Consider the following 13,186-nt stretch of genomic DNA (forward strand, 5'->3'; position numbering starts at 1 on the left):
TTCAGCGCCCGCGCTGCGTCCCCCAATCTTCTTCTGCGACAACTGATGCCACAGATCCTGATCATCGACGACAACACCGCCGTGGCCACCGCGCTGGATGTGCTGTTCTCCCTGCACGACATCGACACCCGCCACGCCACCTTGCCCGAACAGGGCCTGGCGATGCTGGCCGAACATGAATTCGATCTAGTCCTGCAGGACATGAACTTCACCGCCGACACCACCTCCGGCGAGGAAGGCCAGGATCTGTTCCGGCGCATCCGCCAGGCCCACCCGGACCTGCCGGTGATCCTGCTCACCGCGTGGACGCACCTGGACAGCGCGGTGGAGCTGGTCAAGGCCGGCGCCTCCGACTACCTGGCCAAGCCCTGGGACGATGGCCGCCTGCTGACCACGGTCAACAACCTGCTGGAACTGGCCGAAGCACGCCGCGAACTGGCCCGTCGCCGCGCCCGCGAGCAGCGCCAGCAACAGGCCCTGCACGACCGCTACGACCTGCGCGGGCTGGTATTCGCCGACCCGTCCAGCGAGCGCATCATCGCCCTCGCCTGCCAGGTTGCACGCTCGGAGCTGCCGGTGCTGATCACCGGCCCCAATGGTGCCGGCAAGGAGAAGATCGCCGAGATCATCCAGGCCAACTCCGCCCATAAGAAAGGCCCGTTTGTGGCGCTGAACTGCGGCGCCATTCCTTCTGAACTGATCGAGGCCGAGCTGTTCGGTACCGAGGCTGGTGCCTATACCGGTGCCAACAAGGCCCGCGAAGGCAAGTTCGAGGCGGCCGATGGCGGCACCTTGTTCCTGGACGAAATCGGCAACCTGTCGCTGACCGGGCAGATGAAGCTGCTGCGGGTTCTGGAAACCGGCCGGTTCGAGCGGCTGGGGTCCAATCGCGAGCGACAGGTAAAGGTGCGCGTGGTCAGCGCCACCAATGCCGACCTTCCAGCGATGATCCGCGCCGGCAGCTTCCGCGAGGATCTCTACTACCGGCTCAATACAGTCGAACTCAGCCTGCCGCCGCTGGCCGAGCGCCGCGAGGACATCCTGCCATTGGCGCAGTACTTCCTCGCCGATGGCAAACCCTTGTCTGCGCCAGCGCTGCAGGCGCTGCAGCGTCATAACTGGCCGGGCAATGTGCGCGAGCTGCGCAATGTGATCCAACGCGCCGCCCTGCTCGCGCAGGGCCCGCGTATAGAAGTTGCCGACCTGAACCTGCCACGTGCGCCAGCACGTCCAACCGCAGCTGCCGACGAGCCCGACCGCGAGCACATCGTCAGCGCACTGGAACGTGCTGGTGGCGTCATCGCCCAGGCCGCCGCCGAGCTCGGCCTGAGCCGGCAGGCGCTGTACCGCCGCATGGATCGCCACGGCATCCCGCGCGAGTGAGCACACATCTGTGAAAACGCGTTCTTTCACCTTCACCCTGTTCCTGCGCCTGCTGCCGGTGCTGGCACTTGCTGCGGCCTTGCCGTGGTTCCTGGCCTACTGGATGGACCGTGGCTGGGTGGTCGTGTGCGTTTCCACCGTGCTGCTGCTGGCGGCAATGTGGTGGGCCCTGAGCCGCGCCACCGCGCCGATCCGTTCACTGCTGCGGGCACTGGCCGGCACCACCAGCAGTTACCGCGATGGCGAGTTCAACTTCGGCGTGCATTGGCGCGGACATGATGAGTTCGCGCAGTTGGTGCAAGCGCATGCCGAGCTGGGTGATGTGCTGCGCGAGCAGCGGCAATCGCTGGTGCAACGCGAGCTGCTGCTCGACACCATGGTGCAGAACACACCGGTGGCGATGCTGCTGCTTACCGATGGTGGCGATGGCGTGCAACGGGTGACCTTCTCCAATACTGCGGCGCGCAAGCTGCTGCATGGTGGCTGGAAGCTGGAAGGCCAGCGCATGCATGAGCTGCTGGAAAACATGCCGATCGAGCTGCGCAATGCCATCGCCCGTGGCGGCGACAGCCTGTTCGCGGTGCGTGACCCGGACGCAGCCGAAGATGATGATGACGATGAGCAGATCTACCACTTGTCGCGCCGCGCCTTCCATTTGAATGGCCGCCCGCACGAGTTGCTGCTGCTGCGCCTGCTCACTGCCGAACTTCGCCGCCAGGAAGTGCAGACCTGGAAGAAGGTGATCCGCGTGATCAGCCACGAACTCAACAATTCGCTGGCGCCGATTGCCTCGCTGGCACACTCCGGCGCTGAGCTGGTGCGGCGCGGCCGCCATGATCGGCTGGAAGATATCTTCGGCACGGTGGAAGAGCGCGCGCGTCATCTGGAAGGTTTCATTCGTGGCTACGCGCGCTTTGCCAAGCTGCCACAGCCACAGCTGCAGACCGTGGCCTGGAGCCAGTTCCTGCATGGCCTGCAGCAGCAGATCAGCTTCCGCATGGCGCCGATGGTCGATGAGCAGTACAGCCGCCTGGATCAATCACAGTTCTCGCAGGCGCTGCTGAACCTGCTGAAGAATGCGCATGAAGCCGGTGCTGACAATGGCGCCCAAGATGATTCGGTTGAGGTGCGTATCGCGCGACTGCCGAACTGGCTGCGCATCGAAGTCCTGGATCGTGGCACCGGCATGAACGAAGCCGTGCTGCAGAACGCGTTGATGCCGTTCTATTCGACCAAGCGCAATGGCACGGGTCTGGGTTTGGCATTGACCCGCGAGATCATCGAAGCGCACGGCGGCCGCATCTCACTGCAGAACCGCAAGGACGGCGGCCTGTGCGTGGCGATCCTGTTGCCTCACGACTAGGCGATTGTGAATGCGATTGTGGGAGCGGCGTAAGCCGCGAAGCTGGCAGACCGTCAGTCACAGATTACCGGGCAAATTTGGAGAACTGTGGCTTCGCGGCTTACGCCGCTCCCACAAGAAATGGCTTGTACCTATGCCAACCGCCGCTGCATCGCCAGCCGCAGCTCCATCGGAAAACCCGCCGCTGCCTCGGCCGCCATCACTTCGCGCATGCCTGCACTCCAGTCCTGCGACGCCCATTCGCCGAAGCCTTCGCTGGCATAGAAGGGCGCGTTCCAGGCCACGTCGCCCAGGGTAGTGAGCACCGCCCGCTGATGTCCGGACGCCCTTGCCTGCTGCAATGCGTGTCGCAGCAAGGCACGACCCAAGCCTTTGCGGCCATGCGCTGGAGCAACATCCATCTGCTGGACATGGAAATCCTCGCCCAGCTCACCCGCCATCAGGTAGCCCGTCAGTTCCTGCTCGCAAGCAACCACCCACAGCATTCCACGTTGCCAAGCCCGTTCAAACAACTGTGGTTCGGTTGGACTCGCAGCAAACACCTGGGCAGCCGGATGCCCACACAAGCGCTCGCCCGCCTGCGCTTCGATCAACGGCAGCAGCGCGAGCTCAGCGCGCTGCGCCAATCTTGGCTCAGGACTTTTTGACAGGACGTACCCAGCCTTCAATCGTCTGCTGGCGCGTACGCGCCACCGTCAGCTGGCCTGCCGGTGCATTGCGGGTGATCACCGAACCTGCACCAATTGTCGCTCCATCCTCGATCGTCAACGGCGCCACCAGCGAGCTGTTGGAACCAACAAACACCTTGTCGCCAATCGTGGTCTGGAACTTGTTCACGCCATCGTAGTTGCAGGTAATGGTCCCGGCGCCGATGTTGGTGCCGCTGCCGATCACCACGTCGCCCAGGTAGGTGAGGTGGTTGGCCTTGCTGCCCTTGCCCAATGTCGCCTTCTTGGTTTCCACGAAGTTGCCCACGTGCACACCATCGGCCAGCAAGGTCCCCGGACGCAGGCGTGCGAACGGGCCAATCTGGGCCGCACCTTCGCTGATCACGCCTTCCAGATCACAATGCGGGCGCACTTCGGTGCCAGCGCCAAGTTTGACGTCCTTGAGCCGCACGAAGGCACCGATGCTGACGCCGTCGCCCAGCTCGACCTCGCCTTCCAGGATGACGTTGGCATCGATCTGTACATCGCGGCCAACCTTCACCGTACCGCGCTGATCAAAACGCGACGGGTCCAGCAAGCGCGCGCCCTGCTCGCACAGCGCCTTGGCTGCACGCAGCTGCCAGGCACGCTCCAGCTGCGACAGCTGCCAGGGATCGTTTGCGCCTTCAGCTTCCTGCGCATCGGCAACCAGCACCAGTTCGGCCGGCGCGTATTCGTTGGCGGCCGAGGCAAACACGTCGGTCAGGTAGTACTCGCCCTGCGCGTTGCTGTTGGACAGACCCGACAACCAGCGACGCAGCGCGGTGGATTCGGCAGTGATGATGCCGGTGTTTACCGTGCGGATGCGCTTCTGCTCATCGCTGGCGTCTTTCTGCTCGACGATGGCTGCGACCTTGCCTTCGGCATCACGGACGATACGGCCGTAGCCGTTGGGGTCATCCAGCTCGGCCACCAGCACGGCCAGGCGCGGGCCGTTGTTCAACAGCGCGCTCAGCGTCTGTGCGCGCATCAACGGCACATCGCCGTACAGCACCAGCACCTGCGCGGTATCTGGCACCTGCGGCATCGCCTGTTGTACGGCATGGCCGGTGCCCAATTGCTGGCTCTGTTCGGCCCACAGCAGGTCCTGCTGATCGACGAAGGCCGCACGTACGGCGTCGCCACCATGGCCGTAGACCACGTGGATACCGGCTGGCTGCAGTTCGCGCGCGGTAGCAATCACGTGGGCCAACATCGGTTGCCCGGCGATGGGCTGAAGTACCTTGGGCAACAGCGATTTCATGCGCTTGCCGGCGCCCGCGGCGAGGATGATGACGTGCAGCGGCTGGGTCATGCGTACAGCTTCCTTCGAGAGTCTCTGGATTCTAAGCGCAAGGAGGTAGCATTGCAGGCCATCACTCGAACCGCCGCGTCCATGACTCTGTTCCGCCAAAGTGGCCAGTACATCGCCATCGGCCTGCTGCAACTGCTGCTGGACTGGGCGGTGTTTGTCACCGCCACCGCGCTGGGCCTGCCGGCCGCACCAGGCAATCTGCTTGGGCGCAGCAGCGGTGCCTTGCTTGGCTTCTGGCTCAATAGCCGCTACACCTTTGCCACGCAAGGCGAGCGGCGCCATGGCTGGAAGCGGTTTGCCCGATACTTTGCGTTGTGGCTGTTCATGACTGCGATGAGTACATGGTTGGTCGATTGGGTGACCGGCTCACTGGGCCTGCAATACGCGTGGCTGGCCAAGCCCGTGGTCGAAGCGGGGCTGGCCTTGGCCACCTTCTTCCTGTTGCGGCACTTGGTCTTTCGCTGAGTCAGCTGCTGGCCCAGTCCAGTGCGGCCAACCGCCAGCGCCACAGAGCCGTCGGCTGATAGCGCAGCGTGAGCACATGCGTACCAGCCGGTACGCAGACAGCACGGAACAATCCGTTTGCACGCAGCAGCGGCAAGGCTTGGCCACCTGCCTCCGCCTCCCATCCCGGCGCATACACCTCATTGATGACCACCCAGGCCGGCGCCTGGGCCACAACCTGCAATACGACACTGCTGGCGAGGTAAGCCTGCTCCGTCACCTGTGCTGCGCCGGCAGATGAATCCGCGCAATCCGCCTGCGCGTCATCCGGCAGCCAGACGGTTTGCGTGAACGCGGTTACGTTGAATTCCGCAGCGGGCGGCTGATCCCCTGAATACCGGCGCACCTCGCGCGGATTCAACACGCGCGGCAGCCCCCCCTCTCGACGCATCGCATAGGTTTGCCCAGCATCCTGCGCCACGCCGCCAGGGAATTCCTGCTCCGCCACCACCCAGCGCAGCCCAAGCAGATCGTACAGTGGCGCGGACATATCCTTGGCCCACGCTGTGGGCGGTACATCCTGCACACGGCCCCCCGGATACTCCGGCATGCCCACCATCTGCTGGTAGTCGGCGGCCAGCAGCGGGTTGTACCCATTCACCAAGGGCAGCGCATGCAATGCCGCACCGTTGGTGAACGCAGGGTTGCCAAACACCATGGCCCGCGTGGGGATACCTGGCCCCCGTTCCGATGCCAGCAACCTGTACGCACGTTGCGCCGCGCCACCACGATCGGCATCCAGCACCGGCCTGCTGCTGCTCCCGGTATTGAAATTCGCCGCGACATTGAAGAGCAGCATGTCCACTACAACCAGCGCAATCACTATGCCCGCACGCGGCGTCGGCTGGCGCAGTTGCCACACCGCCGCCGCCCCGAGCGTGACACTCGCCGCCAACCACGCGAACGCGACGAGATGATGCTCGACGAGCACCAGCCACACCGTCATTGCTGCCAGCAGCATGACTACAAACAACGAAGGCCAATGCGGGCGCAAACGCGCACGATGCAAAGCAGACTGGAACGCCTGCGCCGACAACCAGGCAACCGCCGGAATAGCCAGGTACAGACCATCCGATGGCCGGCGGAACAGGTTCAGCCCCGGTAGCCACGTATGCAGCCAGGGGAAAATCGGGGTCGTGCCACCAAGTGCAAACACCAGCGCCATCACCAGCACCAACAATGCCGCGCGTGCGCGCCAGGGTTCACGTCTGACGACCGCGCCGCCCCAACCCAGCCACAGGACCAATGGAACGGCGCCGTAATAGAGGTAGTCGGTAGTGATGTCGCTGAAGGCCCAACTCTCGCCGCGTGCCTGTGAGAACACATTGCCTGACAGCAGCGTTGCCAATGACTGCCAACGCACCGAATTCCAAATCGCGGCGTCAAGCGTCACGCCAGTACGGTTGGTCAGTGGCAGGTACGCCAGCGTTGACAACCATTGCGGCGCGCTCAGCAGCCCGGCCAGCAGGCCAACGAGGAAAAACTGGAACAGCAGTCGCCAGCGTGCCGCGCCCGCCAGCATCACCGCCAAAAACGCATAGACCGCACATCCAATCACGATCAGGTAGGTCACCTGCGTCAGTTGCAACGCACACAAGCCACCTGCGATACCGGCCAGCAGTACATCCCGCCATTGCCCAGACTCCCGCAACCGTGACAGGCCCAACCACAACCACGGCAACATGCAGTAGCTGACGACCATCGGGGTGTGCTGCAGCCGCGACGCGGCCACCGAGCTGAACAGCAGAACCAGGGTGAACAGCAGCTGCGCGGGCGCCTGCAGGCGATAGTGCCTTGCCACGCGCAAAGCGCCGAGTCCGCCCACCAGCAGATGCAACGCAACAACTACATTGAACCAGTGCAGCGACTGCGGCGCCAGCAACATCGGCACCACCATCGTTGGCTGGAACGTCATCATCTGCGGATCGGCGAACTGCGGATAACCACCGAACAGATAGGGGTTCCACCACGGCGCCTGAAGATGACGAAGCTGTTCCGCGACAAAACCCACGGCCGGGAAAAACTGGTTCACGGCATCAAACGGGACAGCTTTGACCCCGCTCAGCCAAGGCAGGCACAACAGGAACCAGATCAACGCCCACTGCATGTCTGTTGAATTTTTCAGCAGTTGCCATGGCCTCGGCGGCGACTTCGTGTCTTCAACCAGCATTGCTCCCCCAACATCCATGTAAAAAAGGCACCGATACGAAATCGGTGCCTCCGGTAAATCAGTTCTGTGCAAAAACCTCAGTGCTTGAGGTTGCGGCGCAGACGCTCCAATGCCTGCAGCTGGGCAGTGACTTCGGCCAGCTTCTGCTGCGCCTCGGCCAGCTCCATGGCTTCGCCACGGTGGGCCAGCACGCGCTCAGCTTCTTCCTTGGCCTTGCGCACCGATGCTTCATCGATGTCGCTGGCACGGATGGCGGTGTCGGCCAGCACGGTCACGACCTGCGGCTGTACTTCCAGGATGCCGCCGGAAATGGCGAAATCCAGGTGCTCGCCTGCAGCGGTGGTGACCACGACCTTGCCCGGCTTCAGACGGGTGATCAGCGGTGCGTGCTTGGGCGCGATGCCCAGCTCGCCCAGCTCACCGGTGGCCACGACCAGGGTCGCTTCGCCGCTGAAGATCTGCTGCTCGGCACTGACGATGTCGCAACGGATGGTGCTCATGGATCTCTCTTCGCCTGGTTGGGTGGGCCTGCGCCCACCGCAGGTTGCCGCGCGGGCGGAGCGAACTCCGCCCTACGAGGTTATTAGGCCTTTTCAGCCATCTTCTTGGCCTTCTCGACCGCTTCTTCGATGCCGCCGACCATGTAGAACGCCTGCTCCGGCAGGTGGTCGTATTCGCCATCGACGATGGCCTTGAAGCCACGGATGGTGTCCTTCAGCGGCACGTACTTGCCCGGCGAACCGGTGAACACTTCGGCCACGTGGAACGGCTGGCTGAAGAAGCGCTCGATCTTACGGGCGCGCGACACGGCTTCCTTGTCTTCCTGGGAGAGTTCGTCCATACCCAGGATGGCAATGATGTCCTTCAGTTCCTTGTACTTCTGCAGGGTCTGCTGGACGCGCTGTGCGGTGTCGTAGTGCTCGCTGCCGATGACCTGCGGGTCCATCTGGCGCGAGGTCGAGTCCAGCGGATCCACGGCCGGGTAGATACCCAGCGAGGCGATCGAACGTGACAGGGTCACGGTCGAGTCCAAGTGGGCGAACGTGGTGGCCGGCGACGGATCGGTCAAGTCATCGGCGGGCACGTACACGGCCTGGATCGAGGTGATCGAGCCGGACTTGGTCGAGGTGATGCGCTCCTGCAGGACGCCCATTTCCTCGGCCAGGGTCGGCTGGTAACCCACGGCCGACGGCATACGGCCCAGCAGTGCCGACACTTCGGTACCGGCCAGGGTGTAGCGGTAGATGTTGTCGACGAACAGCAGCACGTCCTTGCCCTTGCCGCTGGCGTCCTTCTCATCACGGAAGTACTCCGCCATGGTCAGGCCGGTCAGTGCAACGCGCAGACGGTTGCCCGGCGGCTCGTTCATCTGGCCGTACACCATCGCCACCTTGTCCAGGACGTTGGAGTCCTTCATTTCGTGGTAGAAGTCGTTGCCCTCACGGGTACGCTCACCCACGCCGGCGAACACGGACAGACCGCTGTGCGCCTTGGCGATGTTGTTGATCAGCTCCATCATGTTGACGGTCTTGCCGACGCCGGCGCCGCCGAACAGACCAACCTTGCCGCCCTTGGCGAACGGGCACATCAGGTCGATGACCTTGATGCCGGTTTCCAGCAGCTCGGTCGAGGAAGACTGGTCTTCGTACGACGGGGCCGAACGGTGGATTTCCCAGCTGTCCGACGCCTGCACCGGGCCGGCTTCGTCGATCGGGCGACCCAGCACGTCCATGATGCGGCCCAGGGTGCCAGCGCCGACCGGCACCGAGATGGCGCGGTTGGTGTTGGTGGCAACCAGGCCACGCTTCAGGCCGTCGGTCGAGCCCAGCGCAATCGCGCGGACGATACCGTCACCCAGCTGCTGCTGGACTTCCAGCGTGATTTCGGTGTTGTCGACCTTCAGCGCGTCGTACACCTTCGGCACGTCGGTGCGCGGGAATTCGACGTCGACGACCGCGCCGATGATCTGAACGATCTTGCCCTGACTCATTGCTGCATCCTCTAAATGTGTGCTGTTGACTGCGCGCGTTAGACCGCTGCCGCGCCGCTGACGATTTCGGAGATTTCCTGGGTGATCGCTGCCTGGCGGGCCTTGTTGTAGACCAGCTGCAGGGTTCCGATCATCTTGTTCGCGTTGTCGCTTGCCGCCTTCATCGCCACCATGCGAGCTGCGTGCTCGGAGGCAACATTCTCCAGCACCGCCTGATACACCAACGATTCGATGTAGCGGGTGATCACGTGCTCAAGCACGGTTGCCGCGTCGGGCTCGTACAGGTAATCCCAGTCGTGCGACGCCACCTGCTTTTCGGCGGCCGGCAACGGCAGCAGCTGGTCGAAGCTGGCCTTCTGCGTCATCGTGTTGATGAAGCGGTTGTAGACCAGGTAGACGCGGTCAACCTTGCCTTCGGTGAAGGCGTCGAGCATGACCTTGATCACGCCGATCAGCGTTTCCAGCTTGGGCTGGTCGCCGATGTTGGCCACCGAGGCAGCCATGTTGACGTTGACGCGACGGAAGAACGCGCCGGCCTTCTGGCCAACGGTCACCACGTCGATCTCGGCGCCCTTGTCCTGCCAGTCGCGCATTTCCGCGACCGTCTTGCGGAACAGGTTGTTGTTCAGGCCGCCGGCCAGACCGCGATCGGAGGAGATCACGATGTAACCCACGCGCTTGACCTGCTCACGCTCGACCAGGAACGGGTGCTGGAAATCGGTGCTGGCCTGGGCCAGGTGACCGATCACCTGCTTCATCGCCTGCGCGTACGGACGCGAGGTCTTCATCCGATCCTGCGCCTTGCGGATCTTGGAGGCCGAGACCATTTCGAGCGCGCGCGTCACCTTGCGGGTGTTCTGCACGCTCTTGATCTTGGTTTTGATTTCGCGTCCGCTTGCCATCTCTTATTCCCGTAGAGCGGGGCTATGCCCCGCTTTATCAGTGTGAAGCGGAGCAAGGCTCCGCTCTACATACGCTCTTACCAGGTGCCGGTGCTCTTGAAATCGGCGATGCCCTTCTTGAAGGCAGCTTCGATGTCGTCGTTCCAGGCGCCGGTGCTGTTGATCTTGGAGGTCAACTCACCTGCGGTGTTGGCGAAGTGGGCGTGCAGGCCGGCTTCGAACGAGAGCAGCTTGTTGACCGGCACGTCGTCGAGGAAGCCTTCGTTGACGGCGTAGATCGACAGCGCCTGGTCGGCGATCGACATCGGTGCGTACTGCTTCTGCTTCATCAGCTCGGTGACGCGCTGACCGCGCTCCAGCTGCTTGCGGGTAGCTTCGTCAAGGTCGGAGGCGAACTGCGCGAACGCAGCCAGCTCACGGTACTGGGCCAGCGAGATACGGATGCCGCCGGACAGCTTCTTGATGATCTTGGTCTGGGCCGAACCACCGACGCGCGACACCGAGATACCGGCGTTGACGGCCGGACGGATACCGGCGTTGAACAGGTCGGTTTCCAGGAAGATCTGGCCGTCGGTGATCGAGATCACGTTGGTCGGAACGAACGCGGAAACGTCGCCAGCCTGGGTTTCGATGATCGGCAGTGCGGTCAGCGAACCGGTCTTGCCGGTGACGGCGCCGTTGGTGAACTTCTCCACGTACTCTTCCGACACGCGAGCTGCACGCTCGAGCAGGCGGGAGTGCAGGTAGAACACGTCACCTGGGTAGGCTTCGCGGCCCGGCGGGCGCTTCAGCAGCAGCGAGATCTGGCGGTAGGCAACAGCCTGCTTGGACAGATCGTCGTACACGATCAGGGCGTCTTCGCCGCGATCCATGAAGTACTCGCCCATGGTGCAGCCAGCGTAGGCGCTGATGTACTGCATCGCAGCCGATTCGGAAGCGGTGGCAGCCACGACCACGGTGTGGGCCAGGGCGCCGTTTTCTTCCAGCTTGCGCACGATGTTGGCCACGGTCGAAGCCTTCTGGCCGATCGCGACGTACACGCACTTGATGCCGGTGCCCTTCTGGTTGATCACGGCGTCGATCGCCATGGCCGTCTTACCGGTCTGGCGGTCACCGATGATCAGCTCGCGCTGGCCACGGCCGATCGGGATCATCGAGTCAACCGACTTGTAACCGGTCTGCACCGGCTGGTCGACCGACTTGCGCCAGATCACGCCCGGAGCAACGCGCTCCACCGGGGCGGTCAGCGCGGTGCCCAGCGGACCCTTGCCGTCGATCGGCTCACCCAGCGCGTTGACAACGCGGCCGAGCATTTCCGGGCCAACCGGCACTTCCAGGATGCGGCCGGTGGTCTTGGCCACGTCGCCTTCGCGCAGGTTCTGGTAGTCGCCCAGGACCACGGCGCCGACCGAGTCGCGCTCCAGGTTCAGTGCCAGGGCAAAGGTGTTGTTCGGCAGTTCGATCATTTCGCCCTGCATCACGTCGGCCAGACCGAAGATGCGCACGATGCCGTCGGACACGCTGGTGACGGTGCCTTCGTTGCGCGATTCCGCGGACAGGGCGACCTTCTCGATGCGGGTCTTGATCAGTTCGCTGATTTCAGAGGGGTTGAGCGTGGTAGCCATCGTCAAGTCCTAGTGCCGGCTTGTGGCCGGACGGTAATGTGAATTCAGTGTGCGAGCGCGGTCTGCAGGCGCGACAGCTTGCCCTTGAGCGAGCCATCGATGACCACGTCGCCGGCATCGATCACGGCGCCGCCGATCAGCGAAGCGTCCACTGCGGTCGACACGTCGACCTCGCAGTTGAAGCGCTTGCGCAGCGCAGCCTTGATCTTGTCCAGTTCCTCGCCCGACAGTTCGGCGGCCGAGGTGACGGTGGCCTTGACCACGTGTTCGGCTTCAGCGCGCAGCTGCTCGAACAGACCGGAGATTTCCGGCAGTTGCTGCAGGCGGCGGCCTTCGGCCAGCAGGGCCAGGAAGCGACCGTAGGTCTCGCTGGTCGCGTCCGGGGTCAGCAGGGCGACGGCATCGCCGCGGCTCAGCTGCGGATTCGACAGCAAGGCCGACACGCGCGGATCGGCGGCAACGCGGGCGGAGAACGCAAGCGCGTCCGACCACGGCGCGAACTTGCCTTCCTCACGCGCAATCGCGAAAGCGGCGCGGGCGTACGGGCGGGCAAGCGTGAGGGCCTGGCTCATCGATCAGATCTCCGCAGCCAGCTCGTCGAGCAGCGCCTTGTGGGCGTTGGCATCGATTTCGCGCTTGAGCAGCTTTTCGGCGCCGGTCACGGCCAGGGCAGACACCTGCTTGCGCAGATCTTCACGGGCACGGTTGGCGGCAGCGTCGATTTCAGCCTGGGCCAGGTCTTTCTGGCGGGTGGCTTCGGCGATGGCTTCGTTCTTGGCGGCTTCAACGATCTGGTTCGCACGGGCATGCGCCTGGTCGATGATCTCGTTGGCCTTGCCACGGGCTTCTTTCAGTGCCTCGTTGACCTTTACTTCCGCCTGCGCCAGATCTTTCTGGCTGCGGTCGGCAGCGGCCAAGCCCTCAGCGATCTTCTGCTGGCGCTCTTCAATGGCCTTCAACAACGGCGGCCAGATCTTGGTCGCGATGATCCAGATCAGCAACGCAAAGGCCAGGGCCTGTGCAAAGAGGGTGAGATTGATATTCATGATTAGCTCGATCGCTGGTGTCGGGGGTGGCTGCGCCGCCGTAGCAACGCAACCGAACCTTCATCCGAAGTCGGGTGCCGCCACGCCCCCCCCCCGCTAACAGCACCAGGATAAGCCAAAAACCATGGCGGCGTCGGCCAGCAGGGCAGCAGCCAGCGGGTTTGCGAAGGCCCCCCGCCGGCCAACCGCGCCCCCAAGTATT

General features: G+C 63.6%; 12 protein-coding genes. 3 read left to right on the top strand and 9 right to left on the bottom strand.

The features are described from left to right. The first annotated feature begins 45 nt into the window (after nt 1–45). Both ACVOL0_RS02970 and ACVOL0_RS02975 read left to right on the top strand, forming a co-directional pair. Nucleotides 46–1,383 carry a sigma-54-dependent transcriptional regulator gene (locus ACVOL0_RS02970; protein WP_481547839.1) on the top strand — a complete coding sequence of 446 codons (1,338 nt, stop codon included), beginning with the start codon at nt 46–48 and terminating at the stop codon, nt 1,381–1,383. 10 nt (nt 1,384–1,393) lie between these two features. Next, entirely contained in the window at nt 1,394–2,746 is a 1,353-nt protein-coding gene (locus ACVOL0_RS02975) for a sensor histidine kinase (protein WP_481547840.1), read from the top strand. Nucleotides 2,747–2,877: 131 nt separating this feature from the next. On the opposite strand, the gene ACVOL0_RS02980 is transcribed toward ACVOL0_RS02975, so the two are convergent. After that, complete coding sequence (locus ACVOL0_RS02980) at nt 2,878–3,231, bottom strand: GNAT family N-acetyltransferase (RefSeq protein ID WP_481547846.1); 354 nt, start codon at nt 3,229–3,231, stop codon at nt 2,878–2,880. A 148-nt stretch (nt 3,232–3,379) separates the two neighbouring features. After that, on the bottom strand, nt 3,380–4,747 hold the full coding sequence (gene glmU, locus ACVOL0_RS02985; RefSeq protein WP_481547841.1) for a bifunctional UDP-N-acetylglucosamine diphosphorylase/glucosamine-1-phosphate N-acetyltransferase GlmU: 1,368 nt from the start codon (nt 4,745–4,747) through the stop codon (nt 3,380–3,382). A gap of 81 nt (nt 4,748–4,828) precedes the next feature. Between glmU and ACVOL0_RS02990 the strand changes: the two genes are divergently transcribed. Beyond that, complete coding sequence (locus ACVOL0_RS02990; protein WP_481547842.1) at nt 4,829–5,212, top strand: GtrA family protein; 384 nt, start codon at nt 4,829–4,831, stop codon at nt 5,210–5,212. Between the two features lies 1 nt (nt 5,213). Here ACVOL0_RS02990 and ACVOL0_RS02995 read toward each other — a convergent pair whose 3' ends face one another. From ACVOL0_RS02995 to ACVOL0_RS03025, 7 genes are all read right to left on the bottom strand, one after another. Further along, nucleotides 5,214–7,283, bottom strand: coding sequence for a hypothetical protein (locus tag ACVOL0_RS02995; protein ID WP_481547843.1), 2,070 nt, complete (start codon nt 7,281–7,283; stop codon nt 5,214–5,216). Between the two features lie 215 nt (nt 7,284–7,498). Further along, nucleotides 7,499–7,921, bottom strand: coding sequence for a F0F1 ATP synthase subunit epsilon (locus tag ACVOL0_RS03000; protein ID WP_057626868.1), 423 nt, complete (start codon nt 7,919–7,921; stop codon nt 7,499–7,501). A gap of 83 nt (nt 7,922–8,004) precedes the next feature. After that, entirely contained in the window at nt 8,005–9,411 is a 1,407-nt protein-coding gene (gene atpD / locus ACVOL0_RS03005) for a F0F1 ATP synthase subunit beta (protein WP_312916206.1), read from the bottom strand. 38 nt (nt 9,412–9,449) lie between these two features. Then, nucleotides 9,450–10,313 (bottom strand): F0F1 ATP synthase subunit gamma, encoded by an 864-nt coding sequence (atpG, locus tag ACVOL0_RS03010; RefSeq protein WP_057626866.1) that lies wholly within the window; start codon nt 10,311–10,313, stop codon nt 9,450–9,452. 77 nt (nt 10,314–10,390) lie between these two features. Next, nucleotides 10,391–11,938 (bottom strand): F0F1 ATP synthase subunit alpha, encoded by a 1,548-nt coding sequence (atpA, locus tag ACVOL0_RS03015; RefSeq protein WP_282272809.1) that lies wholly within the window; start codon nt 11,936–11,938, stop codon nt 10,391–10,393. A gap of 44 nt (nt 11,939–11,982) precedes the next feature. Further along, on the bottom strand, nt 11,983–12,510 hold the full coding sequence (locus tag ACVOL0_RS03020; RefSeq protein WP_481547844.1) for a F0F1 ATP synthase subunit delta: 528 nt from the start codon (nt 12,508–12,510) through the stop codon (nt 11,983–11,985). A gap of 3 nt (nt 12,511–12,513) precedes the next feature. Then, a complete protein-coding gene (locus ACVOL0_RS03025; RefSeq protein WP_296251133.1) occupies nt 12,514–12,984 on the bottom strand; it encodes a F0F1 ATP synthase subunit B in 471 nt (156 codons plus the stop codon). Between the last annotated feature and the right edge of the window lie 202 nt (nt 12,985–13,186).

This window comes from Stenotrophomonas sp. STEN021 (genome assembly GCF_056760175.1).

Excerpts from the sequence above, each read along its gene's own strand:
- ACVOL0_RS03000 (WP_057626868.1), bottom strand. The coding sequence starts at position 7,921 with ATGAGCACCATCCGTTGCGACATCGTCAGTGCCGAGCAGCAGATCTTC.
- ACVOL0_RS02970 (WP_481547839.1), top strand. The coding sequence starts at position 46 with ATGCCACAGATCCTGATCATCGACGACAACACCGCCGTGGCCACCGCG.
- ACVOL0_RS02980 (WP_481547846.1), bottom strand. The coding sequence starts at position 3,231 with ATGCTGTGGGTGGTTGCTTGCGAGCAGGAACTGACGGGCTACCTGATG.
- atpD (WP_312916206.1), bottom strand. The coding sequence starts at position 9,411 with ATGAGTCAGGGCAAGATCGTTCAGATCATCGGCGCGGTCGTCGACGTC.
- ACVOL0_RS03025 (WP_296251133.1), bottom strand. The coding sequence starts at position 12,984 with ATGAATATCAATCTCACCCTCTTTGCACAGGCCCTGGCCTTTGCGTTG.
- atpG (WP_057626866.1), bottom strand. The coding sequence starts at position 10,313 with ATGGCAAGCGGACGCGAAATCAAAACCAAGATCAAGAGCGTGCAGAAC.
- ACVOL0_RS02990 (WP_481547842.1), top strand. The coding sequence starts at position 4,829 with ATGACTCTGTTCCGCCAAAGTGGCCAGTACATCGCCATCGGCCTGCTG.
- glmU (WP_481547841.1), bottom strand. The coding sequence starts at position 4,747 with ATGACCCAGCCGCTGCACGTCATCATCCTCGCCGCGGGCGCCGGCAAG.
- atpA (WP_282272809.1), bottom strand. The coding sequence starts at position 11,938 with ATGGCTACCACGCTCAACCCCTCTGAAATCAGCGAACTGATCAAGACC.
- ACVOL0_RS03020 (WP_481547844.1), bottom strand. The coding sequence starts at position 12,510 with ATGAGCCAGGCCCTCACGCTTGCCCGCCCGTACGCCCGCGCCGCTTTC.